21 protein-coding genes are annotated in these 24,536 nt (G+C 66.5%); 12 read left to right on the top strand and 9 right to left on the bottom strand.

Going from position 1 to position 24,536, the window contains the following annotated elements; translation table 11 throughout:
• Window positions 1–3: 3 nt before the first annotated feature.
• Window positions 4–597 (bottom strand): LOG family protein, encoded by a 594-nt coding sequence (locus MG068_RS08660; RefSeq protein ID WP_032128301.1) that lies wholly within the window; start codon window positions 595–597, stop codon window positions 4–6.
• Between the two features lie 242 nt (window positions 598–839).
• A complete protein-coding gene (locus MG068_RS08665) occupies window positions 840–2,336 on the bottom strand; it encodes an aminotransferase class III-fold pyridoxal phosphate-dependent enzyme (RefSeq protein ID WP_107432449.1) in 1,497 nt (498 codons plus the stop codon).
• A gap of 210 nt (window positions 2,337–2,546) precedes the next feature.
• Between MG068_RS08665 and queA the strand changes: the two genes are divergently transcribed.
• A complete protein-coding gene (gene queA / locus MG068_RS08670) occupies window positions 2,547–3,614 on the top strand; it encodes a tRNA preQ1(34) S-adenosylmethionine ribosyltransferase-isomerase QueA (RefSeq protein ID WP_032128303.1) in 1,068 nt (355 codons plus the stop codon).
• Window positions 3,615–3,782: 168 nt separating this feature from the next.
• Here queA and MG068_RS08675 read toward each other — a convergent pair whose 3' ends face one another.
• A complete protein-coding gene (locus tag MG068_RS08675; protein ID WP_132809918.1) occupies window positions 3,783–4,193 on the bottom strand; it encodes a hypothetical protein in 411 nt (136 codons plus the stop codon).
• Window positions 4,194–4,380: 187 nt separating this feature from the next.
• Here MG068_RS08675 and tgt point away from each other — a divergent pair, with 187 nt between their 5' ends.
• The 5 genes from tgt (at window position 4,381) to fabV (ending at window position 10,885) form a co-directional block, all read left to right on the top strand.
• Entirely contained in the window at window positions 4,381–5,511 is a 1,131-nt protein-coding gene (gene tgt, locus MG068_RS08680; protein ID WP_132809919.1) for a tRNA guanosine(34) transglycosylase Tgt, read from the top strand.
• 134 nt (window positions 5,512–5,645) lie between these two features.
• A complete protein-coding gene (yajC, locus tag MG068_RS08685) occupies window positions 5,646–5,990 on the top strand; it encodes a preprotein translocase subunit YajC (RefSeq protein ID WP_005409257.1) in 345 nt (114 codons plus the stop codon).
• Between the two features lie 61 nt (window positions 5,991–6,051).
• A complete protein-coding gene (secD, locus tag MG068_RS08690; protein ID WP_049400105.1) occupies window positions 6,052–7,908 on the top strand; it encodes a protein translocase subunit SecD in 1,857 nt (618 codons plus the stop codon).
• A 15-nt stretch (window positions 7,909–7,923) separates the two neighbouring features.
• Window positions 7,924–8,904 carry a protein translocase subunit SecF gene (gene secF, locus MG068_RS08695; protein WP_032128306.1) on the top strand — a complete coding sequence of 327 codons (981 nt, stop codon included), beginning with the start codon at window positions 7,924–7,926 and terminating at the stop codon, window positions 8,902–8,904.
• A gap of 721 nt (window positions 8,905–9,625) precedes the next feature.
• Window positions 9,626–10,885: an enoyl-ACP reductase FabV gene (fabV, locus tag MG068_RS08705; RefSeq protein ID WP_132809920.1), complete on the top strand. Its 1,260-nt coding sequence runs from the start codon at window positions 9,626–9,628 to the stop codon at window positions 10,883–10,885.
• A 108-nt stretch (window positions 10,886–10,993) separates the two neighbouring features.
• Here the strand turns inward: fabV and MG068_RS08710 are convergent, their stop codons facing one another.
• The 3 genes from MG068_RS08710 to MG068_RS08720 all read right to left on the bottom strand — a co-directional run bounded on the left by MG068_RS08710 (window position 10,994) and on the right by MG068_RS08720 (window position 14,884).
• On the bottom strand, window positions 10,994–13,063 hold the full coding sequence (locus MG068_RS08710; RefSeq protein ID WP_132809921.1) for a GGDEF/EAL domain-containing response regulator: 2,070 nt from the start codon (window positions 13,061–13,063) through the stop codon (window positions 10,994–10,996).
• A gap of 91 nt (window positions 13,064–13,154) precedes the next feature.
• Window positions 13,155–14,339 (bottom strand): BaiN/RdsA family NAD(P)/FAD-dependent oxidoreductase, encoded by a 1,185-nt coding sequence (locus MG068_RS08715; protein WP_132809922.1) that lies wholly within the window; start codon window positions 14,337–14,339, stop codon window positions 13,155–13,157.
• Window positions 14,336–14,884, bottom strand: a complete 549-nt coding sequence (locus tag MG068_RS08720; RefSeq protein ID WP_049400101.1) for a YaeQ family protein — start codon at window positions 14,882–14,884, stop codon at window positions 14,336–14,338. The genes MG068_RS08715 and MG068_RS08720 overlap by 4 nt, the downstream gene beginning before the upstream one ends.
• A 124-nt stretch (window positions 14,885–15,008) precedes the next feature.
• On the opposite strand from MG068_RS08720, the gene MG068_RS08725 reads away from it, so the two are divergent.
• Window positions 15,009–15,902: a pseudouridine synthase gene (locus MG068_RS08725; RefSeq protein ID WP_132809923.1), complete on the top strand. Its 894-nt coding sequence runs from the start codon at window positions 15,009–15,011 to the stop codon at window positions 15,900–15,902.
• A gap of 6 nt (window positions 15,903–15,908) precedes the next feature.
• Here MG068_RS08725 and MG068_RS08730 read toward each other — a convergent pair whose 3' ends face one another.
• The gene (locus tag MG068_RS08730) at window positions 15,909–16,397 is read right to left on the bottom strand and encodes a YaiI/YqxD family protein (RefSeq protein ID WP_132809924.1); all 489 of its coding nucleotides are present in this window, start codon (window positions 16,395–16,397) and stop codon (window positions 15,909–15,911) included.
• 301 nt (window positions 16,398–16,698) lie between these two features.
• Between MG068_RS08730 and MG068_RS08735 the strand changes: the two genes are divergently transcribed.
• The 4 genes from MG068_RS08735 to MG068_RS08750 all read left to right on the top strand — a co-directional run bounded on the left by MG068_RS08735 (window position 16,699) and on the right by MG068_RS08750 (window position 20,597).
• Complete coding sequence (locus tag MG068_RS08735; protein WP_004153307.1) at window positions 16,699–16,908, top strand: cold-shock protein; 210 nt, start codon at window positions 16,699–16,701, stop codon at window positions 16,906–16,908.
• A 188-nt stretch (window positions 16,909–17,096) separates the two neighbouring features.
• Window positions 17,097–17,786 carry a glutathione S-transferase gene (locus MG068_RS08740; RefSeq protein ID WP_132809925.1) on the top strand — a complete coding sequence of 230 codons (690 nt, stop codon included), beginning with the start codon at window positions 17,097–17,099 and terminating at the stop codon, window positions 17,784–17,786.
• Window positions 17,787–17,818: 32 nt separating this feature from the next.
• On the top strand, window positions 17,819–19,384 hold the full coding sequence (locus MG068_RS08745) for a protein adenylyltransferase SelO (RefSeq protein ID WP_132809926.1): 1,566 nt from the start codon (window positions 17,819–17,821) through the stop codon (window positions 19,382–19,384).
• A gap of 676 nt (window positions 19,385–20,060) precedes the next feature.
• On the top strand, window positions 20,061–20,597 hold the full coding sequence (locus MG068_RS08750) for an adenine phosphoribosyltransferase (protein ID WP_132809927.1): 537 nt from the start codon (window positions 20,061–20,063) through the stop codon (window positions 20,595–20,597).
• Between the two features lie 174 nt (window positions 20,598–20,771).
• Here the strand turns inward: MG068_RS08750 and dbpA are convergent, their stop codons facing one another.
• Both dbpA and MG068_RS08760 read right to left on the bottom strand, forming a co-directional pair.
• Window positions 20,772–22,148, bottom strand: coding sequence for an ATP-dependent RNA helicase DbpA (gene dbpA, locus MG068_RS08755; RefSeq protein WP_132809928.1), 1,377 nt, complete (start codon window positions 22,146–22,148; stop codon window positions 20,772–20,774).
• An 84-nt stretch (window positions 22,149–22,232) separates the two neighbouring features.
• A complete protein-coding gene (locus MG068_RS08760; protein ID WP_132809929.1) occupies window positions 22,233–23,312 on the bottom strand; it encodes a YeiH family protein in 1,080 nt (359 codons plus the stop codon).
• Window positions 23,313–23,414: 102 nt separating this feature from the next.
• On the opposite strand from MG068_RS08760, the gene MG068_RS08765 reads away from it, so the two are divergent.
• Entirely contained in the window at window positions 23,415–24,290 is an 876-nt protein-coding gene (locus tag MG068_RS08765) for a LysR family transcriptional regulator (RefSeq protein WP_049423688.1), read from the top strand.
• The last annotated feature ends 246 nt before the right edge of the window (window positions 24,291–24,536 follow it).

Here is a 24,536-nt window from a genome sequence, read left to right on the forward strand (position 1 = left end):
GCATCAGCGCAGGGCGGCGCGACGCTTTTCGTCGATCCACTTCGAGGCCTGCGCTGGCTTGTAGTTCTTCATCCACTCCAGCATCTCTTCGATATCCGAGCCGTACCACAGGTCCTGGCGCTGGTCCGGGTGCAGGAAGCGCTCTTCCACCATGCGGTCGATCATGCCGATCAGCGGGGCGTAGAAACCTTCCACGTCGAGGAAGGCGCACGGCTTGTTGCCGATGCCAAGCTGGCGCCAGGTCAGCATCTCGAAGATCTCTTCCATGGTGCCGAAGCCGCCGGGCAGCGTGACGAAGCCATCGGCGAGGTCGAACATGCGCGACTTGCGCTCATGCATCGAACCGACAATTTCCAGTTCGGTCAGGCCGCGGTGGGCCACTTCCCAGTCGGCCAGCTGGCGCGGGATCACGCCGGTCACTTCGCCGCCGGCGGCGAGCACGGCATTGGCCACGGTTCCCATCAGGCCGACATTGCCGCCGCCGTACACCAGGCGCATCCCGTCGCGGGCGATGCGGTCGCCCAGGGCCAGGGCGCGTTCGGTATAGGCCGGCTTGCTGCCAGCGTTGGAACCACAGTACACACAGATCGATTTCATGGATCTTCCTGTCTCTTGGCCGGAAACGAAAACGCCCCGTCGCCGACCGCAGGGCGGTCAGGGACGGGGTGTCTATGGAGTATGGACCTTCGCGGTTGCTGTCTGTAGAGCCGAGCCACGCTCGGCTGCCCTTCGTTCAGACCGCGGTGGGCCCCTGTAGAGCCGAGCCATGCTCGGCTGCTCTTCGTTCAGATCGCGGCTACGGCTGAGTCGAGCAAGCTCGACTCTACAAAGAACGAGACTTACGCCGCCGCTGCCTGCTCGCGGCGCGGGCCTTCACGCAGCGCGCGGCCGACCATCCCCACCAGCAGGTCCAGCTCTTCGCTGTCCATGCCGAAGTGCGGAGTGAAGCGCAGCGAGTTCTCGCCACCGTGAATCACGTTGATGCCGTGCTGGCGCAGCCATTCCTCGGTGGAGTTGGCGCCGTAGCACTTGAACTGCGGCGCCAGTTCGCAGGAGAACAGCAGGCCGGTGCCCTGCACCTTGGTGATCAGTCCGCCCAGCTCGTTCTTCAGCTGTTCAAGCTTGCGCACGGCCTCGGCACCACGCTCGGCGATGTTGGCGCGCACCTGCGGGGTCAGCTGGGCCAGGGTGGCGCAGGCCACGTCCAGCGCACGCGGGTTGCTGGTCATCGTGTTGCCATAGATGCCCTTGCGGTACAGCTGCGCGGCATGCTCGGTCACCGCCAGCACCGAGAGCGGGTACTGCGCGGCGTTGAGTGCCTTGGAGTAGGTCTCCATGTCCGGCGGGTCCAGGCCTTCGAAGCCCGGGTAATCGACCACCGAGAGCACGCCATGCGCACGCAGGCCGGCCTGGATCGAGTCGAGCAGCAGCAGGCTGCCATGGGCACGGGTCAGTTCGCGGGCAACGGCATAGAACGACGGCGGCACCGAGCGGCCCGGGTCGCCTTCGCCCATCACCGGCTCCAGGAACACTGCCTCGATGAACCACTGGTTGCGCGTGGCATCCTCGAACACCTTGCGCAGGCCGGCTTCGTCGTAAGGCGCCACGGTGATCACCGAATCCTCGCCACGGTAGCTGGCCAGGTGCTGCATGTAGCTCTTGCGGCTGGAATCCGAATAGAGGGCAGGGCGGTCGGTGCGGCCATGGAAGCTGCCCTTGACCACCACGCGCTTGATCGCAGCACCGGCGTGGCGTGCGCCCGGGTCGGTCTGCAGCTTGGCGTTGACGTCGGCGATGCGCGCGGCCAGGCCGACCGCCTCGGAACCGGAATTCAGGCACATGAAACGGGCGAACGGGCAGCCGCCACGGCGGTGGCCGATCTCGGCGCGCAGGGCGGTGATGAAGCGCTGCTGCGACAGGCTGGGGGTCATGATGTTGGCCATCACCTGCGGGCGGGCCATCGCCTCCAGCACGGCGTCCGGGGTGTGCCCGAAGCCGAGCATGCCGTAGCCGCCGGCGTCGTACAGCACGGCGCCTTTCAGGGTGACCACCCACGGGCCGCGCGCAGCCAGTGCCACATACGGGGTCACCGCGTCATCGGCATAGAAATTGACGAAACCGTCCTGCATCGCGTCGATCTGCGCCTGTTCGTCCTGCGCCAGCAGCGGCCCCAGGTCGGCCTGCACGCGCGCGAATTCCTCGGCGGCGGCGTCCACCGCGGCGATCAGCTGCGGGTGGTTGGCGGACAGGGCGGTCAGGGTGGCGTCGTCCAGGCCGGAGGTGAGGCGGGTGCCGGGCTGGTTGCGCAGGGGGGCGAGGCGTTCGATGAAGCTCATTGCAGATCTCCTGAAACAATGGGTCGCACGGGTCTTCAAAAGCAAAACGCGCGTCATCACGCGCGCTTGGGGCAGGCTCGTGCAGCGGACTTCCGACTCGATGCTAGCACTTGTTTTTTTGCGCGATAACCCCGCAGAAACCTGCTGCATAGCAGCATTTTGCGCGACGTTCGCCGCGAAGCACGCCGGCTCGCAGACGCTGGACGTACAATGCGCGCCATTGTCGACCTGTTGCCGCCCACTGCCTTGAAGAAGTCCGATTTCAACTACGACCTGCCGGCTGAACTGATCGCGCAGGCGCCCCTGGCCGAACGTTCCGCAAGCCGCCTGCTGCTGGTGCCTCCGGCGCCCGATGCCTTCACCGACCTGCAGGTGCGCGACTTGCCGTCGCTGCTGCAGCCGGGCGACCTGCTGGTGTTCAACGACACCCGGGTGATCCCGGCGCGCCTGTTCGGGCAGAAGGCCAGTGGCGGCCGCGTGGAGATTCTGATCGAGCGCCTGCTGGGTGGCCAGCAGGCCCGCGCGCAGGTGGGCGCCAGCAAGTCGCCCAAGGCCGGCAGCCGCATCGCGCTGGATGCCGGTGGCGAAGCCGAGGTGCTGGGCCGCGATGGCGAGTTCTACGTGTTGCAGTTCCATGTGCCGGAATCGCTGGAACAGTGGCTGCTGCATGCCGGCCGCCTGCCGCTGCCGCCCTATATCCAGCGCGAGCCGGGTGTGGATGACCGCGAGCGCTACCAGACCGTGTTCGCGCGTGAAGTGGGCGCGGTGGCCGCGCCGACCGCCGGCCTGCATTTCGACGAACCGCTGCTGGCCGCATTGAAGGACAAGGGCGTGGACTTTGGCCACGTCACCCTGCACGTGGGGGCGGGCACCTTCCAGCCGGTGCGTGCCGATGACCTGAAGGACCACGTGATGCACCGCGAGTGGCTGAATGTCGGTGCCGAGCTGGTGCAGCAGGTACGGCGCACGCGCGCCGCCGGCGGCCGCGTGATCGGCGTCGGCACCACCGTGGTGCGCGCGCTGGAAAGCGCGATGCGTGACGGTGAGCTGCTGCCGTTTGCCGGCGAGACCCAGATCTTCATCACCCCGGGCTACCGCATCCGCAGCGTCGACGCGATGGTGACCAATTTTCACCTGCCGGAAAGCACGTTGCTGATGATGATTTCCGCGTTTGCCGGCAAGCAGCGCGTGTTCGAGGCCTACCAGCACGCGATCGAGCAGCGCTACCGGTTCTTCAGCTACGGCGACGCGATGCTGCTGTTCCCGCAGGCGGGGTAGGGCGCTGACCTCTGCCTGCTTGTGGTGGGTGCGCACCGTTGGTGCGCACTTGCAGATGACTGAAGGCCAGGGAAGCCACGCATGGCGTGGCTCTACTGTCTTCGGCGCTGTAGTAAATCCACGCCATGCGTGGATCATTCCTTCCGCAAGTGGGTTCCGCCGGGCTGCTCAGCCCAAATCCACCTTGCATTCGCTGAGCGGAACGGACTGGCCGTCGGAGATGATCAGGTGGTCATCTTCAATGCGGGCCAGGCTAAGGCCGAGGTTGCGTGCCCCGGCTTCCACAGCCTTCCGCCATCCATCCAGATCGCCGTGGAAGGAAAGGGCGAGGAAGCGCTGGCCGTTGGGTAGGGTTATCCGGCAGCTGTCCGATACGATGCCACCGCTGCTCGCGGTGAACTCGCAAGCAGAGGCCAGCAATTTGCGGAACTGACTTGAAGCGCTGCTGGTATGGAAATCCTCGTAATAGATGAACTCCACTCCGGCTACAGGATTTATGCCCGGGGCGATTCGATCGGCTCGTTGCTCGATTTTTCCCCCAAGAATTGCTTCTAGTACCTCGCGGTCACTTCTATTCATCTTGGGCCTGATTTCCTGGCGAAATACGTAGTCCGCCCATCTTGGAGGGGCGACCAGTCAGGGCCAAGGCCAGATGCGACAGTCCAGCAGCCGCGTCGCTCAGGTCATTGGTTCCGTTCAGGCCTGAATGGGCGGTCGACCCGGTTTTGGGAGACAATGGGCGACTATTTGCCCGAATGACCGCTCCATGTCCCGATTGCAGTTCCAGCTCCAGACCCGCGATGGCCGTGCCCGCCGTGGCCGCCTGACCTTCCCGCGTGGCACGGTGGAAACGCCGGCCTTCATGCCGGTGGGGACCTATGGCTCGGTCAAGGGCATCCTGCCGGACCAGGTGCGTGCGCTGGGCGCCGAGATCATCCTCGGCAACACGTTCCACCTGTACCTGCGCCCGGGCCTGGACATCATCGCCGACCACGGCGGCCTGCACGGCTTCTGCCGCTGGGATGGCCCGATCCTGACCGACTCCGGCGGCTTCCAGGTGTTCTCGCTGGCCCACCGCCGCAAGATCACCGAGCAGGGCGTGACCTTTGCCTCGCCCACCGACGGTGCCCGTGTGTTCCTGGGCCCGGAAGAGAGCATGAAGATCCAGAAAGTGCTCGATTCGGACGTGGTGATGATCTTCGACGAGTGCACCCCGTACCCGGCTACCGAGGATGTGGCGCGCCGCTCGATGGAGCTGAGTCTGCGCTGGGCCCAGCGCAGCCGCAACGCGCATGACGAGCTCGGCAACGACGCGGCCCTGTTCGGCATCGTCCAGGGCGGCGTGCACACCGACCTGCGCAGCCGCTCGGCCGAGGCCCTGCAGGCGATCGGCTTCGACGGTTACGCCATCGGCGGCCTGGCCGTGGGCGAACCGGAGCACGAGCGCAACGCCATGCTCGACCACCTGGACCCGGAACTGCCGGGCGACCGCCCGCGCTACCTGATGGGCGTGGGCCGGCCGGAGGACCTGGTCGAGGGTGTCGCACGTGGCGTGGACATGTTCGACTGCGTGATGCCCACCCGCAACGCGCGCAACGGCCACTATTTCACCTCGTTCGGCACCGTCCGCATCCGTAATTCCCAGTACGCGCGCGACATGGATCCGATCGAGCCCGGCTGCGGCTGCGTGGCCTGCACCGGCGGTTACACGCGTTCGTACCTGCGCCACCTGGACCGCTGCAACGAGATGCTGGCGCCGATGCTGGGCACCCTGCACAACCTGTTCTATTACGAAAAGCTCATGGCCGACATCCGTGCGGCCATCGAGGCGGGAACCTTCCTGGCCTTCCGTGAGTCTTTCTACGCGGCACGTGGGGCGGTAGAACCGCCCCTGTAACCCGAACACCCCCTGCCAAACGGCCCAAGGACGAACGCCCGGGGCCGTGGCATACTTCAAGGCTGACCCAGATCCGCGGTCGACACCCCGTGCCCGTGAAAGGGCCGGAGCGCCGCCCAACCAAAGGACCAACAATGAACCTGCTTGCCTTCCTGATTCCCGCCGCCCACGCCCAGGCCGCCGGCGGCCAACCGCAGGGCATGGGCCTGACCACGCTGCTGTTCCCGGTCATCCTGATCGCCATCATGTACTTCCTGATGATCCGCCCGCAGATGAAGCGGCAGAAGGAGCACAAGGCCATGCTGGAGAAGATCAAGCGTGGCGACGAAGTGCTGACCAACGGCGGCATCGCCGGCATCGTCACCGACATCGGCGACAACTTCATCACCATTGAAGTGGCGGACAACGTGCGCATCCGCGTGCAGAAGGGCGCTGTCGGCAACGTGCTGCCGGCCGGTACCCTGAAGTCGGCCCAGTAAGCCACTCCCTTTCCGATGCACAACCGCGGCGCCGGGGATGGCGCCGCGCGGGACCCAAGCAATGCTCGAATTTCCACGCTGGAAGTACGTCGTCATCCTGATCGTACTTGCGCTCAGCGCGCTGTACGCGCTGCCCAACATCTACCAGAAGGACCCGGCCCTCCAGATCACCGCCAACCGTGGCGGCCAGATCGACGATGCGCTGCGTGACCGTGTGCTGGCCGACCTGAAGAAGGCCGGTGTCGCCACCGTCGGTGCCGAGAAGGAAGGGGAAAGCCTGATCGTCCGCCTGCCGGACCTGAAGGCGCAGTCCGCTGCCAGCGACGCCCTGCGTGACACGGTCGGCGAAAAGTACACCGTGGCCCTGAACCTGGCCTCGACCGTGCCGGACTGGCTGGCCAACCTCGGCGGTCGCCCGATGGTGCTGGGCCTGGACCTTCAGGGTGGCGTGCACTTCGTGCTGCAGGTCGACCAGAAGGCCGCCCTGGACAAGCGCCTGGACGCCTACACAGAAGACGTGCGCAGCACGCTGCGCGACGCCCGCATCCCGTACCAGTCGGTGGAACGCCGCGCTGACAACAGCATCGTGGCGAACCTGAGCCCGTCCGCCGGTGACGACGCCGCGCAGCGTGCCCGCACTGCCCTGGTGAAGGCGCAGCCGACCCTCGGCTACGACGTCAGTGGCAATCGCATCACGGTGACCGTGCCGGAAACCGAGATCACCCAGATCGCCAACGGCGCCATCGAGCAGAACATCAACACCCTGCGCAACCGCGTGAACCAGCTCGGCGTGGCTGAGCCGATCATCCAGCGCCAGGGTGCCGACCGCGTGGTGGTGCAGCTGCCGGGCGTGCAGGACACCGCCGAAGCCAAGCGCATGATCGGCGCCACCGCTACCCTGGAATACCGGGCCGTGGTGGACGGTAATGCACAGGACGCCATCAACTCCGGGCGCATTCCGCCGGAAGCGAAGGTCTACCAGCGTCGTGATGGCGGTGGTCCGGTCCTGCTGAACAAGCGCGTGATCGTCACCGGTGACCAGATGGTCGGCGCGCAGGCGGTGACCGATTCGAACAGCGGCTCTCCGGCGGTCAGCGTGACGCTGAACAATGTCGGCGGCCAGCGCATGTTCGACTTCACCAGCGCCAACGTGAACAAGCCGATGGCGGTGGTCTACACCGAGCGCGTGCCGACCGTGACCGTCGTCGACGGCCAGGAAGTGCGTGGCTTCAAGGTCAACGAGGAAGTGATCTCGGTGGCCAACATCAACGGCGTGTTCGGCAAGAACTTCCAGACCACCGGCCTGCAGAAGAAGGAAGCCGAGGACCTGGCCAAGCTGCTGAAGTCCGGCTCGCTGGCCGCGCCGATGGACTTCGTCGAAGAGCGCGTGGTCGGCCCGAGCCTGGGCGCCGAGAACGTCAAGAACGGTATGCGCGCGGTGGTGTTCGCATTCCTGTTCACCCTGGTGTTCTTCAGCGTCTACTACCGCATGTTCGGCGTAATCACCTCGATCGCGATGCTGTTCAACCTGCTGATCGTGGTAGCGGTGATGTCGCTGTTCGGCGCGACCATGACCCTGCCGGGCTTCGCCGGCCTGGCGTTGTCGGTCGGCCTGTCGGTGGACGCCAACGTGCTGATCAACGAGCGTATCCGTGAAGAGCTGCGTGCCGGCGTGCCGGGCAAGACCGCGATCGTGACCGGTTACGAGCGTGCTTCCGGCACCATCCTCGACGCCAACCTGACCGGCCTGATCGTCGGTGTGGCGCTGTTCGCATTCGGTACCGGTCCGCTGAAGGGCTTCGCGCTGACCATGATCATCGGTATTTTCGCCTCCATGTTCACCGCGATCACCGTGTCGCGTGCGCTGGCGACGCTGATCTACGGCCGCCGCAAGAAGCTCCAGAACGTGGCCATCTGACGGGACGACACGCACATGAAACTGTTTCCGCTGCACATCCTCCCGAACGACACCAAGATCGACTTCATGCGCTGGCGCCATGTCGCGATGGTCGTCACGGTCATCGTGTTCCTGGCCTCGATCGCCATCATCGGCGTCAAGGGCTTCAACTACGCCCTGGACTTCACCGGCGGCACGCTGATCGAAGCCCGCTTCGACAAGGCGGTGGACGTCGAGCAGGTCCGCACCAAGCTCGAGCAGAACGGCTTCGAAGGCGCCCAGGTGCAGAGCGTCGGTGGCAACACCGACCTGCTGATCCGCCTGGCCCCGCATGGTGAGCACGCTGCCGGTACCGGCGACGCCGCGCACGAGGACAAGGCCACCGCCGCCGCCGTGGTGAAGGCGCTGTCCACCGCCGACAACCAGGCTACCGTCCTCCGCAACGAGTTCGTGGGCCCGCAGATCGGCAAGGACCTGGCGATGAATGGCCTGTACGCCACCATCTTCATGCTGGCCGGCTTCCTGATCTACATCGCGGTGCGCTTCGAATGGAAGTTCGCGGTCACCGCCAGCATCGTGGCGATGTTCGATCTGATCGTGACGGTTGCTTACGTGTCCCTGCTGGGCCGTGAGTTCGACCTGACCGTGCTGGCCGGCCTGCTGTCGGTGATGGGCTTTGCGATCAACGATCTGATCGTGGTCTTCGACCGCGTCCGCGAGAACTTCCGCAGCCTGCGCGTGGACTCGATGGAAGTGCTGAACCGTTCGATCAACCAGACGCTGTCGCGTACGGTGATCACCGCGGTGATGTTCTTCCTGTCGGCGCTGGCCCTGTACATGTACGGCGGCAGCTCGATGGAAGGCCTGGCCGAGACGCACATGATCGGCGCGGTGATCGTGGTGCTGTCCTCGATCCTGGTGGCGGTGCCGATGCTGACGATCGGTTTCCTGCGCGTCAGCAAGCAGGACCTGCTGCCGAAGGCGAAGGACATCGAGGCCCTGGCCCGTCGCCCGTAAGCACCCGCTGCACGCAACACACAGAGAACCCCGCGCAAGCGGGGTTTTTTGTTGGCAGGGCTTGCAGCCCTGCACCCGCGGTAGTGCCGGCCGCTGGCCGGCAACAGCAATAGCAACAGCGGGCATTCCGTGGAATGGTGGGGCCATGTGGATTGGCAGGACACGCCGTAAACCCATCCATGGGGGCTCGATGGCGCCATCCATGGCGCCAACGGTCCTGCCAACCCACATGGCCCCACCTCTGACAGATTCCTGCGGCTGTTGGATCGCGCGGCTGTTGGTAGGTGTCGACCTTGGTCGACACATCTGTCAGATATTGAATGAGTTCATCCATGTCGACCAAGGTCGACACCTACCAGAGCAGGATGCCGTTCCGACAGATCGCGGAAATCTGTCGAAGGCGGGGTGGGTCCGGTTGCGGGGGTGTCCGCGGCATGGATGCCGCGGCCAAGCCTCCATGGACGGATTTACGGCGTCCCCCGCAACCGGACCCACCCCGCCAACCCACAGGAACCCAGCTTTTGAAATTGCTCCGGCTCCGGCCGTTGCTCCGGCCTCTGCGGGTGCAGGGTGCAATCCTGCAGAACAAACCCCACCCTACGCCGCCGTCGGTTGTGCAATCTTCCCCCGCGCACTACGATCCTGCGGTTCGCGCGCGCAGGCGCGCGCCCGTATTCCTGCTGAGCGCCCCGCGCGCCGCATCTGCCAACCCGAGGTATCCATGGTCATCAAACCGCGCGTCCGCGGCTTCATCTGCGTCACCACCCACCCGACCGGCTGCGAGGCCGCGGTCAAGCAGCAGATCGACTACATCCGCGCGCGTCCGCCGATCCAGAACGGTCCCAAGCGCGTGCTGGTGATCGGCGCCTCCACCGGCTACGGCCTGGCTGCGCGCATCACTGCCGCCTTCGGCAGTGGCGCCGCCACCCTTGGCATCTTCTTCGAACGCCCGGGTAGTGAAACCAAGCCGGGCACCGCGGGCTGGTACAACTCAGCCGCGTTCCACAAGTACGCCGACGAAGCTGGCCTGTACGCGAAGAGCATCAACGGCGATGCCTTCTCCGATGAAGTGAAGGCCAGGACCATCGAGATGATCAAGGCCGATCTCGGCCAGGTCGACCAGGTCGTCTACAGCCTTGCCGCGCCGCGCCGCAAGCACCCGAAAACCGGAGAGATCATCAGCTCCACGCTGAAGCCGATCGGCGAGCCGATCACCCTGCGTGGCCTGGATACCGACAAGGAAGTAATCACGGAAACCACCCTGCAGCCGGCTACCCCGGAAGAGATCGCTGGCACCGTCGCGGTGATGGGGGGCGAAGACTGGCAGATGTGGATCGACGCGCTGGCCGACGCCGGCGTGCTGGCCAACGGCTGCACCACCACGGCCTTCACCTACGTGGGCGAAGAGATCACCCAGGCGATTTACTGGAACGGCTCGATCGGCGCCGCCAAGAAGGACCTGGACACCAAGGTGCTGGGCCTGCGCGAGAAGCTGGCGAAAATCGGCGGCGACGCGCGCGTGTCGGTGCTGAAGGCCGTGGTCACCCAGGCCAGCTCGGCCATTCCGACCATGCCGCTCTACCTGTCGCTCCTGTTCAAGGTGATGAAGGAAAAGGGCACCCACGAAGGCTGCATCGAGCAGCTGGACGTGCTGTACGACATCCTCTACGGCGGCAAGGCCGACGGCGTGGCGATCGATCGCCTGCGCCACGACCTGGTCGATGGCGATGGCCACACCGTCGCGCTGGTCGATGACGAAGGCCGCCTGCGTGCCGATTACAAGGAAATGGCCGCGGACGTGCAGGGCAAGGTGGTCACGCTGTGGCCGCAGGTGACCAACGAGAACCTGTACGAGATCAGCGATCTGGCCGGCTACAAGGCCGATTTCCTGCGCCTGTTCGGTTTTGGCGTGGAGGGTGTCGACTACGAGGCCGACGTCAATCCGGACGTGAAGATCGAAAACCTGGTCGACATGACCTGATCAACGAAGAGGCCGGCGAAAGCCGGCCTTCTCTTTGGGTGGTGCCGGCCGCTGGCCGGCAATGCCGGCTACCTGCAGCTGCTGGCCAGCGGCCGGCACTACCATCGGTCATCCGAACTCGAAACCCATCTCCGGCAGCGCCGGGCCGACGAAGTCGCCCTGCACGTAGTCCACGCCGGCACTGAACAGCAACGTCATCGAATTGGCATCGCTGACGAACTCGGCGATGGTGCGGATGCCGGCTTCCTGCGCGCGCGCGGTGATCTGGCTGATGCGGGCGATGTTCTCGCGGGTGGCTGCCAGGTCGCTGGTGAAGCCACGGTCCAGCTTGAGGAACTGCGGCTGGAAGTGGGCCAGCAGCTGGAACGAATCCAGCCCCGAACCGAACTGCTCCAGGCCGATGCGGCAGCCCAGCGGTGCTACTTCGGCAAGGAACTGCTGTGCACTGCGCAGGTGAGTGAACACCTTCGCTTCCGGCGCATGCAGCCACAGCCGTTCGCCGGGTACACCCTGAGCCTGCAGCTCGCGGCGCAGGGTAGCGATCATCTGCGGGTCGTCGAAGGATTCCGGCGTCACTTTCACCAGCATCTGCGTGGCATGGCCTTCGCGTGCACGCTGGCCCAGCACCGCGATCGCCCGTGACACCACCCAGCGGTTGATGTCGGCCAGCAGGCCGTGCTCCTCCGCGATACCGAGGAACGCGGTCGGGCTCAGCAGTTCGCCATTGTGCTCCAGGCGCAGGTAGGCCTCATACAGCTCCAGCGACTCGCCCTGCAGGTTCAGCACCGGCTGGTAGTGCAGCTGGAAGCCGTCACCGGCCAGCGCTTCACGGATACGGGCGACCCAGCGCAGCACGCGTTCTTCCTCCACGCGGTCGGCGGCGGCCGGGTCGAAGATGCGGCAGGTATTGCCCAGTTCTGCGGCGGCCTGCGTGCATTCGCTGGCGCGTGCCAGCACCTGGCCGATACTGGCGATCTTCTCGCCCACCTGCACGCCACCGATGCTGACCGTTACCGTGGCCGAGCGTGCGCCGATGCTGAAGACGTGCGCGGCGTAGGCTTCGCGGATGCGCTCGGCCAGTGCCACGGTCTGCGCGTACGGCCCGGCCTGCAGCACGGCGAAATTGTGTTCGCCGAAGCGGGCCAGCTGCGCGTCTTCGCCAACGACTTCGGCCAGCAGCGCGGCGAGCGCGCCGATCAGGGTGTCGGCCGAGGCCAGGCCAATGTCCGGCAGCAGGCGCGCGTAGTGGTCCGGCTCGATCAGCAGCAGGCCGAACTGGCCTTCGCTGCGCCCGGCCTGGGCCACCGCGCTTTCCAGCTGCAGCATGAAGGTCGGGCGATTGAGCAGGCCGGTGACCTGGTCGCGCTGGCGCAGGTCCTCGACCTCACGTGCCAGCTCGGGGTCGAATTCCATGCGGCGGCGGAGCACCACCTGCAGGCAGGATTCGCCTTCGTAGGTGGCAGCGGCAAACTCCATCGTCGCCGGGAACGCGCTGCCATCCTCGTGGCGCGCGTCGAGCTGGTACTGCGGCGGCGGCGCCTCGCCACGGCTCAGCCCCTTCAGCAGCTGCTTGAAGCCCTCCACGTGCTGGGCGGCGACCATGTCCAGCAGCGAGATGCCTTCGATGTCGTCGAAATGCTCGTAACCGAACATCTCCAGATAGGCATCGTTGGCGCGGATGTGCATGCCTTCATGCACGTAGGCGATGGGGTCGCGCGAGGAGGCGATCAACGCATCGCAGCGGCGCTCGGTTTCGCGCATCTGTGCTTCGATGCGGCGCAGGCCGCGACGCGCCTGCAGATCCACCCACTGGTCGCGGACCACGGCGAGCAGATGCTCCGGACGTTGGCGCAGGGCGAGGGCGCGGATGCCGTGGCTGCTGGCCTGCACCAGTTCGTCTTCGTCGATGCGCTCGGCCAGCAGCACCAGCGGAATATCCTTGCCGCTGGCAGCAATATGCTGGGCCACCAGTGGCAGCGGGATGCCCTGGGAGGGCGAAGCCAGCACCAGGTCGATGGCCTGGCTGGCCAGCACCTGGGCCAGCTCGGCTGCATCCTGCGGACGCCACGGGCGTACCGCGATGCCGCTGTTGCGCAGGGTGCTGACGATGGCTTCGGCATTCTCGCCGCTGTCATCGACGATCAGCAGGCGGATGGTGATGTCGTTCGCGTTCTGCATGCACTGCTCCCCAATCTGCAAATCTAGATACACGATGCGCGGCGAACCGTCCATGCGCGCACCCCTTGCACGCATCGAACGGCGATGTGGTTCACACCACGCCACCGGCTGCGTGGCCGCTGGCCCAGGCCCACTGGAAGTTGTAGCCGCCCAGCCAGCCGGTCACATCCAGCACCTCGCCGACGAAATGCAGGCCGGGTACGCGCTTGGATTCCATCGTCGAGGACGAGACCTCGGCGGTATCCACGCCGCCCAGGGTGACCTCGGCGGTGCGGTAGCCCTCGGTACCACTGGCCACCAGCGGGAACGCGCCCAGCAGCTGTGCGGCCTGGCGCAGCACCGGCTCGTCCAGCTGGCGCACGGGCCGGTCGGGCAGCCAGTGTTCGCACAACCGCTGTGCCAGCCGCTTCGGCAGTACCTCGCCCAGCACCGTGCGCAGCTCGGCGGCAGGACGTTCGCGCTTCATCTGGCGCAACCACTCGCCGGCATCCTGGCCGGGCAGCAGGTCCAGCTCCAGCGCGTCGCCGGGTTGCCAGAACGAGGAGATCTGCAGGATCGCCGGGCCACTCACGCCGCGATGGGTCAGCAGCATGAAATTCTGGAAGCTCTTTCCGTTGCAGCGCGCCTCGATGGGCAGAGCGACGCCGCTGAGATCGGCCAGCCGTTCCTGGTGCTTGCCGCTGAGCGTCAGCGGCACCAGCCCGGCGCGGGTCGGCAGCACCTGGTGGCCGAACTGTCGGGCCACTTCATAGCCGAAGCCGGTGGCGCCCATGCTGGGAATGGAGAGGCCGCCGGTGGCCACCACCAGCGAGGCGCAATGGAACAGGCCCTGCGTGGTGTGCACGCGGAAACCATCGCTGCCATGCTCGATGCGCTGCACGCTGCAGTCGGTACGCACCTGCACGCCTGCCGCCTGGCATTCGTCCACCAGCATCTTCACGATCTGCTTGGACGAGACATCGCAGAACAACTGGCCCAGCTCTTTTTCGTGATACGCGATGCCGTGCTTGCTGACCAGCTCGATGAAGTGCCAGGGCGTGTAGCGCGCCAGTGCCGACTTGCAGAAGTGCGGGTTGGCCGACAGGAAGTTGGCCGGGGTGGTGCCGGTGTTGGTGAAGTTGCAGCGGCCACCGCCGGACATCAGGATCTTCTTGCCGACCTTGTTGGCATGGTCGATCACCTGCACCTGGCGGCCGCGCTGGCCAGCCGTGATCGCGGTCATCAGCCCGGCCGCACCGGCGCCGATGACCACTACGTCGCAACGGATCGTGCTCATGCCTTGGCGCGCTTGCGCCAGTTCGGGATCACGTCGAGCTGGATCTGGTCGTTGAGCAGCTGCACTTCACCGTCCTGGATCAGCACGCTCCAGCGCATGGCGCGCTGGATCTGCTGGCCCCAGCGCTCGACGAATTCACCGTCCAGATCAACCACCGAGAGATTGTCGAAGCGTGCCAGGCCCTTGCTCTGCTTGCCCCACCAGATCTCCGAGGCGTTGCCGCCGTAGTTGATCACCTGCACCTGGCGGCTGCGATTGCTGGCCTTGCGGATGCGCGATTCGTCCGGATGGCCCAGGTCGATCCACTGCAGGATGTCGCCGGTGTAGTCGTGTTCCCACAGATCGGGCTCGTCATCGGTGCTCAGGCCGCGGCCGAATTCCAGGCGGTCGCCGGCGTTCAGCGCGAAGGCGAGCAGGCGCACCATCAGGCGATCGTCGGTCTCGGACGGATGCTGGGCCAGGGTCAGGTTGTGGGTCGCGTAGTAGCCGCGATCCATGTCGCTGATCTGCAGTTCGGCCTTGCGGATGGTGGCGGTGAGGGCCATGGGGGGTCCGTGGACTAAAGACGACAATGATAGAGGTTTGCTCCAGGGGTGTCCGTTGCCGGTCTGTCTGCGCAGCGTCAACGGTGGCACTCTTGCGCTCTTTCCCGTGGCCGGAGTGGACGCCATGACCTTGCCCAGCCGCCTGCAGCTGCCACCCGGCCACTGGTCCAGCCTGCTCGATGGCCTGTGCGCGCGTTTCCCGCGCATCGGTCGCGCGCAATGGCAGGACCGCTTCGCCCGAGGCCGTGTGCAGGATGCGCAGGGCAGGGCACTGGCGCCGGACATGCCTTGGCAGGTGGGGCTGGAAATCCAATACTTCCGCGAGGTGGCCGACGAGCCGGTGATTCCGTTCGCCGAGACCATCCTGCATCTGGATGCGCACCTGCTGGTGGCCGACAAACCGCACTTCCTGCCGGTGACGCCGGCCGGTGGGTATGTACGGGAAACCCTGCTGTCGCGCCTGGTCGCCCGCACCGGCAACACCGAGCTGGTGCCGCTGCACCGCTTGGACCGGCTGACCGCCGGCCTGGTGCTGTTTTCCACCCAGGCAGCCACGCGTGATGCCTACCAGCGGCTGTTCCGCGAGCGGCGCATCGGGAAGACCTACGAGGCGCTGGCACCGGCGCTGCCGGGGCTGGAGTTTCCGCTGCAGCGGGACAGTCGTCTGGTGCCGGGGGAGCCGTTCTTCCGCATGGCCGAAGTGCCGGGCGAGCCCAATGCCCGCAGCCGGATCGAGCTGATCGAGGCCGAGGGGCCGGTCTGGCGCTACCGGTTGCGGCCGGAAACCGGCCGCAAGCACCAGCTGCGCGTGCATATGGCGATGCTGGGCGCCCCCATCGAGGGCGATGACCTGTATCCGCAGCTGAGGCCGCGCCCGGATGAAACGGTCGAGTCACCCCTGCAGCTGCTGGCGCAGGGGCTGGCCTTCGACGATCCATTGAGTGGGGAGCCCAGGCGGTTCAGCAGTCAGCGTCGCCTGTGCCTGCCCGGCCAGAGCGGGTCCGGCCAGAGCGGGTAAGGCCGTTCAGCGAACCGGGCGTCGCGCCAGCCAGCGGTCCAGCTCGGCCGCGAACAGCTGCCGGTCGCGCGGGCCCAGCGGCGGCGGGCCGCCGGTCTGCACCCCGGCGCCGCGCAGTTCTTCCATGAAATTGCGCATCGACAGCCGCTCGGCCATGTTGTTCGGCGTGTACAGCTGGCCGCGCGGGTTCAGCGCCACAGCCTTCTTCTCCAGCACCAGCGCGGCCAGCGGGATGTCCTGGGTGACGACCAGGTCTCCGGCAGCGACCCGTTCGACGATGGCGCTGTCGGCCACGTCCAGGCCCTGGGGCACCTGGATCGAACGCAACCAACGCGACGGCGGGGTGCGGATCCACTGGTTGGCAACCAGGGTCAGTTCGATCCCGACCCGTTCAGCGGCCCGGAACAGGATGTCGCGGATGACAGTGGGGCAGGCGTCCGCGTCCACCCAGATGCGGGTGAGGGCGGGTTCAGCTTGGGTTTCAGCTTCAGTCATTTACCCAGTGTAGGGTAGGAAAATCCTGAATGGGGACTCGGGGTTAGCCTTGATCGGCTGCCAGCCCTTGTCACGTCTAGCGGGCGGGGCCAGCCGATGAACGTCCGGGCTATCGCTTTTTGCAGAAAACACGCGTATCGTTCGTCCCACTGTGTTTGCTAGGGTCACCGTGAATCGTGGCCTGGTGCAGTTGATCTCACGATCCGCTCATCGATCCGCTTTACCAACGCCTGCAACTCAGTCTCGGCCCCGATACCCGGTGGCTGCGATTTTTTCAACATGTGTTTCAGGAGTTAGTCAAATGTCTGATCGTCAGACCGGCACCGTCAAGTGGTTCAACGACGCCAAGGGCTTCGGCTTCATCACCCCGGAAAGCGGCCCGGACCTGTTTGTGCACTTCCGTGCCATCCAGGGCACCGGCTTCAAGACCCTGCAGGAAGGCCAGAAGGTTACCTTCATCGCCGTCCAGGGTCAGAAGGGTATGCAGGCTGACCAGGTGCAGGCGGTCTAATCCGTCTGCTACCGTTTGGTAGCCAGAACGCCGGAAGCGAAAGCTTCCGGCGTTTTTTGTTGCCCGCTGTTTTGTAGAGTCGGGTTTGCTCGACCGCGTTTGAAAGCAGTCGAGCAAGCCCGACTCTACAAAAGGCATGCAGCCGGGCGGGCTAAGATCAGATGCATCCTCCCATCGCGGAACCGCCCATGCGCATCGTCCACCACCTGGAAAACTCCCGTTCCCTGCGTGTGCTGTGGATGCTGGAGGAGCTGGGGCTGGACTACGAGCTGCGCCGTTATCCCCGCGATCCGAAGACGCTGCTGGCACCGCCCGAACTGCGCAACGTGCATCCGCTGGGCAAGTCGCCGGTGCTGCAGGATGGCGAGCTGGTACTGGCCGAATCCGGCGCCATCCTCGATTACCTTGCCGACCGCTACGACACCCAGCGCCAGCTGTCGCCGTCGCCGACGCCCGCCGAGGGTGCCGAGCGCATCGCTTACCGCTACTGGCTGCACTACGCCGAAGGCTCGGCGATGCCGCCGCTGCTGCTGACCCTGGTGATGGGTCGCATCCGCAGCGCACCGATGCCGTTCTTCGCGCGCCCGATCGCACGCAGCATCGCCGACAAGGCCGAGCGCGGCTTCATCGGTCCGCAGCGGCGCCTGCACCTGGACTGGATGGAGCGCCGCCTGGCCGAAAGCCCGTGGTTTGCTGGCGAGCGCTTCAGTGCGGCCGACATCCAGATGAGCTTCCCGATCCAGGCCGCTGCCGCGCGCGGTGGTGGCCTCGACGACAAGCCGGCACTGCGTGGCTTCCTCAAGCGTATCGGTGAGCGCCCGGCCTACCTGCGTGCCGAGGCCCACGGCGGCCACCTGCAGGCGCTCAGCGGCAATTGAGGCGGGCGGCCGTCGTCCCCATCTTCAGCACCATGGATACCGACAGCCCCCGTTTCGACAACCGCCTGCTGCATACCCTGCCGGGCGACCCCGAATCCGGCCCGCGCCGGCGCGAAGTGCTGGGCGCAGCCTGGTCGCCAGTGATGCCGACCCCGGTGACGGCGCCCACGCTGCTGGCCTGGGCACCGGACGTCGCCGAAATGCTTGGCTTCGATACCGCTGAGGTCGAGAGCGAAGGCTTCGCCCGTGTATTCGGTGGCAACGCACTGTATGCAGGCATGCAGCCATGGGCGGCCAACTACGGTGGCCATCAGTTCGGCCATTGGGCCGGCCAGCTCGGCGACGGCCGTGCGATCTCGCTGGGTGAACTGGTCGCGCCGGATGGCCGCCACTGGGAGCTGCAGCTGAAGGGGGCCGGCCCCACGCCTTACTCGCGCGGCGCCGATGGGCGCGCAGTGCTGCGCTCGTCCATCCGCGAATTCCTGTGCAGCGAAGCGATGCACCATCTGGGGGTGCCGACCACGCGCGCGTTGTCGCTGGTCGGTACCGGCGACGACGTGGTGCGTGACATGTTCTACGACGGTCATCCGCGCGCCGAGCCGGGTGCCATCGTGTGCCGGGTATCGCCGTCGTTCCTGCGCTTTGGTTCGTTCGAGCTGCCTGCGTCGCGTGGTGAAACCGCCCTGCTGCAGCAGCTGGTCGATGCCTGCATCGCCCGTGATTTCCCCGAGCTGGAAGGGGAGGGCGAGACGCTGTACGGCGACTGGTTCACGCAGATCGCGGTGCGCACCGCCGAGATGATCGCGCACTGGATGCGCGTGGGTTTCGTGCATGGCGTGATGAACACCGACAACCTGTCCGTGCTCGGCCTCACACTTGATTACGGCCCTTACGGCTGGGTCGAGGATTTCGATCCGGACTGGACGCCGAACACCACCGACGCGCAGGGCCGCCGTTATCGCTTCGGTACCCAGCCGCAGGTGGCGTACTGGAACCTGAGCCGATTGGCCCAGGCGTTGTCGCCGTTGTTCGCCGATGTGGCGCCGCTGCAGGCCGGTCTGGCGGCCTACCAGTCCACCTTCGTGGCCTGCACCCGTCGCGATGCCGCAGCCAAGCTGGGCCTGGCCGCGGCCGACGATGACGACCTGCAGCTCTACCTGCGCTGGCAGCAGTTGATGCAGGACGGTGCCATGGACATGACCCTGGCCTGGCGCGCGCTGATGCGCCTCGATCCGGCGACACCGGATGCGGCGCTGCTGGACGCGGTGTACTACGACGAGGCGCGCCAGCAGGCGGTGCAGGCGCCGTTGCAGCAGTGGCTGCAGGACTACGCGGCACGGTTGCAGGCCGATCCGCTGTCGGCCACTGAGCGCACGGCGAAGATGGCCGCGGCCAATCCGCTGTACGTGCTGCGCAACTGGTTGGCGCAGGAAGCCATCGACCGCGCCGAACAGGGCGACCTCAGTGGTGTTCATGCGTTGCAGGACGTACTGCGTGATCCGTACACCGAGCGTGCCGGGCTGGAGCATTTCGCCGGCAAGCGCCCGGCCTGGGCCGACAATCGCGCGGGCTGCTCGATGCTGTCCTGCAGCTCCTGAGGGTGGGTTTCGGCAGGGCTGCGCCCTGCACCCGCAGAGGCCAGATCAAAAGCCAAGGCAAGAGCTGGCTTCCGTGGTTTGGCGGGGTGGTGTCGGAGTGCGGGGACGCCGCAAGTACGTCCCTGTAGGCTTGGCAGCCGCATCCATGCGGCTGACACCCCGCACTCCGACACCGCCCCACCTCTGACAGATTCCGGCGGCTGTTGGTAGGTGTCGACCTTGGTCGACACGGTAGATCCACGCCATGCGTGGATGCTCTTCGTTCAATTCTCGAAACATTCGATTTCGATAGAGATCCATCCACGCATGGCGTGGATCTACAGAAAGCAATGCCCGACAGATCGCAGAAATCTGTCGAAGGCGGGGTGGGTCCGGTTACGGGGGCGTGAGCCGCATGGGCCCGAGGCATGCCTCGGGCGGGTTGGGGAGGACGCCCAACCCCGGTCTTGCCATGTGCGCAGGACAGCGCACACGAGCAAGCGGCGACCGAGCTTACAGGGACGTACTTGCGGCGTCCCCGCACTCCGACACCGCCCCGCCAGACCACGGAATCCGCTTTTGCTCTGGCGTTTGATCTGGCCTCTGCAGGTGCCGGGCGCAGCCCGGCCGATACCCCCAACAGGCAGGCGGCGCCCGGAACAGGTACCCTATGCCGCCATCAGATAGCCAACGTGACATGACCGACGCCATCGTCGCTCCGCAGTGGGCCTCCCGCCTGCGCGACATCGCCGACTTCCCCAAGCCCGGCATCCTCTTCAAGGACATCATGCCGCTGCTCGCCCACGGCGAGGACTTCCGCGGTGCCATCACCGCGATGGCCGACCGCTGGCGCGACCAGAAGCTGGACGCGGTGATCGGTATCGAATCGCGTGGGTTCATCCTCGGCGCCGCGATGGCGCTGGAACTGGGCGTCGGCTTCGTGCCGGTGCGCAAGCCGGGCAAGCTGCCGGGCCAGGTGCTGCGCGAGGAATACACGCTGGAATACCGCAGCGACTGCATCGAAGTGCACGCCGACGCGCTGTCGGCCGGCGCCCGCGTGGCGATCATCGATGACGTGCTGGCCACTGGTGGCACGCTGGTCGCCGCGCTGTCGCTGGTGCGCCGCCTGGGCGTTGACGTGGTCGGTGCCGGCGTGCTGGTCGAACTGGACGGTCTCGGCGGCCGCGCCCGCTGGGAAGCGGACCTGCCGCTGCACACCGAACTGGTGTTCTGATCGAAGGGTGGGTGCCAACCAAGGTTGGCATCTACCAGAGCGAATGGCCTGGAGCCGGTAGTTGCCAACCTTGGTTGGCAGCGCCTTTCGCGACTGGCGCCACGGATGGGCCAACCAAGGTTGGCCCCTACCAGGTCAGGTCGTTGCCAACCGAGGTTGGCAACGCTGCTTCAATCACATCATCCGCACGCGGAAACGTCGGCCCTTGATCTTGCCGGCTTCCAGCTTGGCCACGGCCTTGTTGGCCTGCTCTCGCGCGATCGCCACATAGGAGCGGGTTGGGAAGATCGCGATCTTGCCGATGAACTTGCTCGACAGGCCGGCGTCGCCGGTCAGTGCACCGAGAATGTCGCCCGGGCGCAGCTTGTCGGTCTTGCCGCCGTCGATCCGCAGCGTGCGCATCGCGGCCTGCGGCAGCTCGGCCGGGCGCGAAGTCGCCAGCGGCGTCTTCTGCCAGTCCAGCGGCTGACCCATCTGCGCTTCGATGGCTTCGGCGCGGGTCTTCTCGCGGCCGGCCACCAGGCTGATCGCCAGGCCGCTGGCACCGGCACGGCCAGTACGGCCCACGCGGTGCTGATAGCTCTCCACGTCGGTCGGCAGCTCGTAGTTGATCACCGCCGCCAGCTCTTCCACGTCCAGGCCGCGTGCGGCCACATCGCTGGCCACCAGTACGTTGCAGCTGCGGTTGGCCAGCAGCAACAACACTTCCTCGCGATCGCGCTGTTCCATGTCGCCATGCAGGGCCAGTGCGGAGAAGCCGAACTGCTGCAGTGAGTTGGCCACTTCGTCCACGTCCTTGCGGGTGTTGCAGAAGACCACCGCCGATTCCGGCGTGTACTTCAGCAGCAGGCCGGCCAGTGCCTTCTGGCGATGTGCCGGTTCCACCTCGCAGAACAGGTGGCGGATGGCTGGGGCCTGGTCGGCGCCTTCCACGGTCACTTCCACCGCGTCGCGCAGCAGGTCACGCGCCATGGCGCGGATGCTGTCGGGGAAGGTGGCCGAGAACAGCAGGCTCTGGCGATCCCTGTGGGTGCGGCCGGCGATCTCGCGGATCGGCTCTTCGAAGCCCATGTCGAGCATGCGGTCGGCCTCATCCAGCACCAGCATGCGCACCGCGCCCAGGTTCAGCGCACGCTTGCGTGCCAGTTCCTGCACGCGGCCGGGCGTGCCGACCACCACATGCGGATCGTGGCCTTCCAGCGATGCCAACTGCGGTCCCAGCGGTACGCCGCCAACCAGCAGCAGCAACTTCAGGTTGGGGATGCCGGTGGCCAGCTTGCGGATCTGCTTGCCGACCTGATCGGCCAGTTCGCGGGTCGGGCACAGCACCAGCGCCTGCACACGGATCAGGCTGGGGTCGATGGACTGCAGCAGGCCCAGGCCGAAGGCGGCGGTCTTGCCGCTGCCGGTCGGCGCCTGTGCGATCACATCGCGGCCATCCAGGATGGCCGGCAGGCTCTGCGCCTGCACGGGGGTGAGGGTGGTGTAGCCGAGGGCGTCCAGGCCGGGCTGCAGGGCCGGGCTCAGCGGCAGAGTCGAGAAGTCAGTCATGGTGCATTGTACCCGTCCGCGCGGCCGGCCCCGTCCTGGGGCCTTCATCCATGTGGGTGCCGACCTTGGTCGGCACGCTCCTGCTCAGCCCAGCACCGCCAGCACACCCTGGTGGATCGCCAGCCCGCCGAACAGCAGCCAGCCGAACAGGATCAGCGCCAGCAGCAGCGGCTTCAGGCCTGCCTGGCGCAGCGCCGAGACGTGGGTGGTCAGGCCCAGCGCGGCCATCGCCATCGCCAGCAGCACGGTGTCCAGCTGCACCAGCCCCGCCTGCAGGCTGGCCGGCAGCAGATGCAGCGAGTTGAAACCGGCCACCGCCACGAAACCGAACGCGAACCACGGCACCACGATGCGCGCCTTACTGCCATCGGCGCTGGCCTTGCCGCCACGCGCCAGCCACAGCGACAGCGCCACCAGGAACGGTGCCAGCAGCATCACCCGCACCATCTTGGTGATCACTGCGGTATCGGCCGCCGCTTCGTTGACCGCGCGGCCAGCGGCCACCACCTGTGCCACTTCATGCACCGTCGCACCGGTGAACAGGCCGTACTGCTGCGCGTCCATCGCCAGCCAGCCGTGCGACTGCACCAGCGCATACAGGGCGGGATACAGGAACATCGCCAGCGTGCCGAACACCACCACCGTCGACACCGCCACCGTGACCTGCGCCGCACGGCCGCGCACTACCGGTTCGGCGGCCATCACCGCCGCCGCGCCGCAGATCGCGCTGCCGGCACCGATCAGCATCGCCGCCTCGCGTTCCATCTTGAACACGCGCATGCCCAGCCAGCAGGCCAGGCCGAAAGTGCTGGCGACCACCAGCACGTCCATCAGCACGCCGGTGACGCCGACATGGCCGATGTCCTGGAAGGTCAGGCGCAGGCCGTACAGCACGATGCCGGCACGCAGCAGCCAGTGCTTGGAGAAGCCAACACCGGCCGCGCTGCTCGGCGCCAGCCGCGGGTAGAACGTATTGCCGACCACGATGCCGGCGACGATGGCCACAGTCAGCGCACTCAGGCCATGCGCCTGCAACCAGGGAAGCTCGGCCAGGTACAGCGACGCCGCCGCGATCAGGCCCACCAGCAGAAGGCCGGGCAGGCGCGGCTGCCAGCGTTGGCGCAGGGCGGGCAGGGACCAGGAGGAGAGAGCGGGGGCGTTCATGGCAGGGGCAGGGCTGGAGGGATGGGGCAAGCGTGCGCCTGCTTGATCGACCTGTAAAACGAATAATATTGGTGAAACCTACCTATCAAGCGGGTAACAGCCATGCGCCTCACCTTGCGCCAGCTTCAGGTCTTCGTCGCCATCGCCGATCACGGCAGCACCACCGCCGCCGGCCAGGCCATCGCCCTTTCACAGTCGGCCAGCAGTGCCGCGCTGCAGGAACTGGAGGCGCACTTCGGTACCCCGCTGTTCGACCGCATCGGCCGCCGCCTGGCCCTGAATGGACATGGCCGCGCGCTGCTGGAGCCGGCGCGCACCCTGCTGGTCAACGCCGCCGATCTGGAGCGGCAGCTGGCCGCCGGCGGCGACCCGTCGCAGGGCGCACCGCTGCGGTTGGTGCTGGCCGCCAGCACCACCATCGGCAATTATCTGCTACCGCCGCGCATTGCCGAACTGCTGCGGCAGGCGCCGCAGGCGGAAGTCGACCTGCGCATCGACAACAGTGCCGGCGTGGTCGCCGCCGTGCAGCGACTGGACGTGGACGCCGGCCTGATCGAAGGCCCGTGCCACGAGCGCGGCCTGCAGGTCACGGCCTGGCAGCAGGACCCGCTGGTGATTGTGGCGGCCGCCGAGGCCCCCGCACGCTGGTCGCTGGATGAACTTCGCGGCGCACGCTGGCTGCTGCGCGAACCGGGCTCCGGCACCCGCGAAGCGGTGGAGCAGGCCTTGTTGCCGCACCTGCGCGGCTTCGCGCAGACCCTGCAGCTGGGCAATACCGAAGCGATCAAGCAGGCCGCCATCGCCGGACTGGGTCTGGCCTGTCTTTCTCGTCATGCGCTGGAAGAGCCGCTGGCCCTCGGCCGCCTGCGCGTGCTTGAGACCCCGTTGCCCGCCCTGCAGCGCACCCTGTGGCTGGTACGCCACCCCGGCAAGCAATGGTTGCCGGGGTTGCAGGCGTTGTTGGGGGAGGTGCAGTAGCAGGGATCCGTCTTGCACTGCGCGAATTCCACGAAGGGGTCAGAGCCCGTTGCGCAGCAACGGGATCCGACCCCGACCGATCGACAGTTCTTGCAGCGCTCAACCACGCATGGCGTGGATCTACCGTGTCGACCAAGGTCGCCACCCACCAGAGCAGAATGCCGTTCCGACAGATCGCAGAAATCTGTCGAAGGCGGGATGGGTCCGGTTGCGGGGGCGTGAGCCGCATGGATGCGGCGACCGAGC

The organism is Stenotrophomonas sp. ASS1 (assembly GCF_004346925.1).
GTDB lineage: Bacteria > Pseudomonadota > Gammaproteobacteria > Xanthomonadales > Xanthomonadaceae > Stenotrophomonas > Stenotrophomonas maltophilia_A.

Bases quoted from the DNA above. Each gene is read 5' to 3' on its own strand.
- MG068_RS08660 (WP_032128301.1), bottom strand. From the start codon at position 597: ATGAAATCGATCTGTGTGTACTGTGGTTCCAACGCTGGCAGCAAGCCG.
- MG068_RS08665 (WP_107432449.1), bottom strand. From the start codon at position 2,336: ATGAGCTTCATCGAACGCCTCGCCCCCCTGCGCAACCAGCCCGGCACC.
- queA (WP_032128303.1), top strand. From the start codon at position 2,547: ATGCGCGCCATTGTCGACCTGTTGCCGCCCACTGCCTTGAAGAAGTCC.
- MG068_RS08675 (WP_132809918.1), bottom strand. From the start codon at position 4,193: ATGAATAGAAGTGACCGCGAGGTACTAGAAGCAATTCTTGGGGGAAAA.
- tgt (WP_132809919.1), top strand. From the start codon at position 4,381: ATGTCCCGATTGCAGTTCCAGCTCCAGACCCGCGATGGCCGTGCCCGC.
- yajC (WP_005409257.1), top strand. From the start codon at position 5,646: ATGAACCTGCTTGCCTTCCTGATTCCCGCCGCCCACGCCCAGGCCGCC.
- secD (WP_049400105.1), top strand. From the start codon at position 6,052: ATGCTCGAATTTCCACGCTGGAAGTACGTCGTCATCCTGATCGTACTT.
- secF (WP_032128306.1), top strand. From the start codon at position 7,924: ATGAAACTGTTTCCGCTGCACATCCTCCCGAACGACACCAAGATCGAC.
- fabV (WP_132809920.1), top strand. From the start codon at position 9,626: ATGGTCATCAAACCGCGCGTCCGCGGCTTCATCTGCGTCACCACCCAC.
- MG068_RS08710 (WP_132809921.1), bottom strand. From the start codon at position 13,063: ATGCAGAACGCGAACGACATCACCATCCGCCTGCTGATCGTCGATGAC.
- MG068_RS08715 (WP_132809922.1), bottom strand. From the start codon at position 14,339: ATGAGCACGATCCGTTGCGACGTAGTGGTCATCGGCGCCGGTGCGGCC.
- MG068_RS08720 (WP_049400101.1), bottom strand. From the start codon at position 14,884: ATGGCCCTCACCGCCACCATCCGCAAGGCCGAACTGCAGATCAGCGAC.
- MG068_RS08725 (WP_132809923.1), top strand. From the start codon at position 15,009: ATGACCTTGCCCAGCCGCCTGCAGCTGCCACCCGGCCACTGGTCCAGC.
- MG068_RS08730 (WP_132809924.1), bottom strand. From the start codon at position 16,397: ATGACTGAAGCTGAAACCCAAGCTGAACCCGCCCTCACCCGCATCTGG.
- MG068_RS08735 (WP_004153307.1), top strand. From the start codon at position 16,699: ATGTCTGATCGTCAGACCGGCACCGTCAAGTGGTTCAACGACGCCAAG.
- MG068_RS08740 (WP_132809925.1), top strand. From the start codon at position 17,097: ATGCGCATCGTCCACCACCTGGAAAACTCCCGTTCCCTGCGTGTGCTG.
- MG068_RS08745 (WP_132809926.1), top strand. From the start codon at position 17,819: ATGGATACCGACAGCCCCCGTTTCGACAACCGCCTGCTGCATACCCTG.
- MG068_RS08750 (WP_132809927.1), top strand. From the start codon at position 20,061: ATGACCGACGCCATCGTCGCTCCGCAGTGGGCCTCCCGCCTGCGCGAC.
- dbpA (WP_132809928.1), bottom strand. From the start codon at position 22,148: ATGACTGACTTCTCGACTCTGCCGCTGAGCCCGGCCCTGCAGCCCGGC.
- MG068_RS08760 (WP_132809929.1), bottom strand. From the start codon at position 23,312: ATGAACGCCCCCGCTCTCTCCTCCTGGTCCCTGCCCGCCCTGCGCCAA.
- MG068_RS08765 (WP_049423688.1), top strand. From the start codon at position 23,415: ATGCGCCTCACCTTGCGCCAGCTTCAGGTCTTCGTCGCCATCGCCGAT.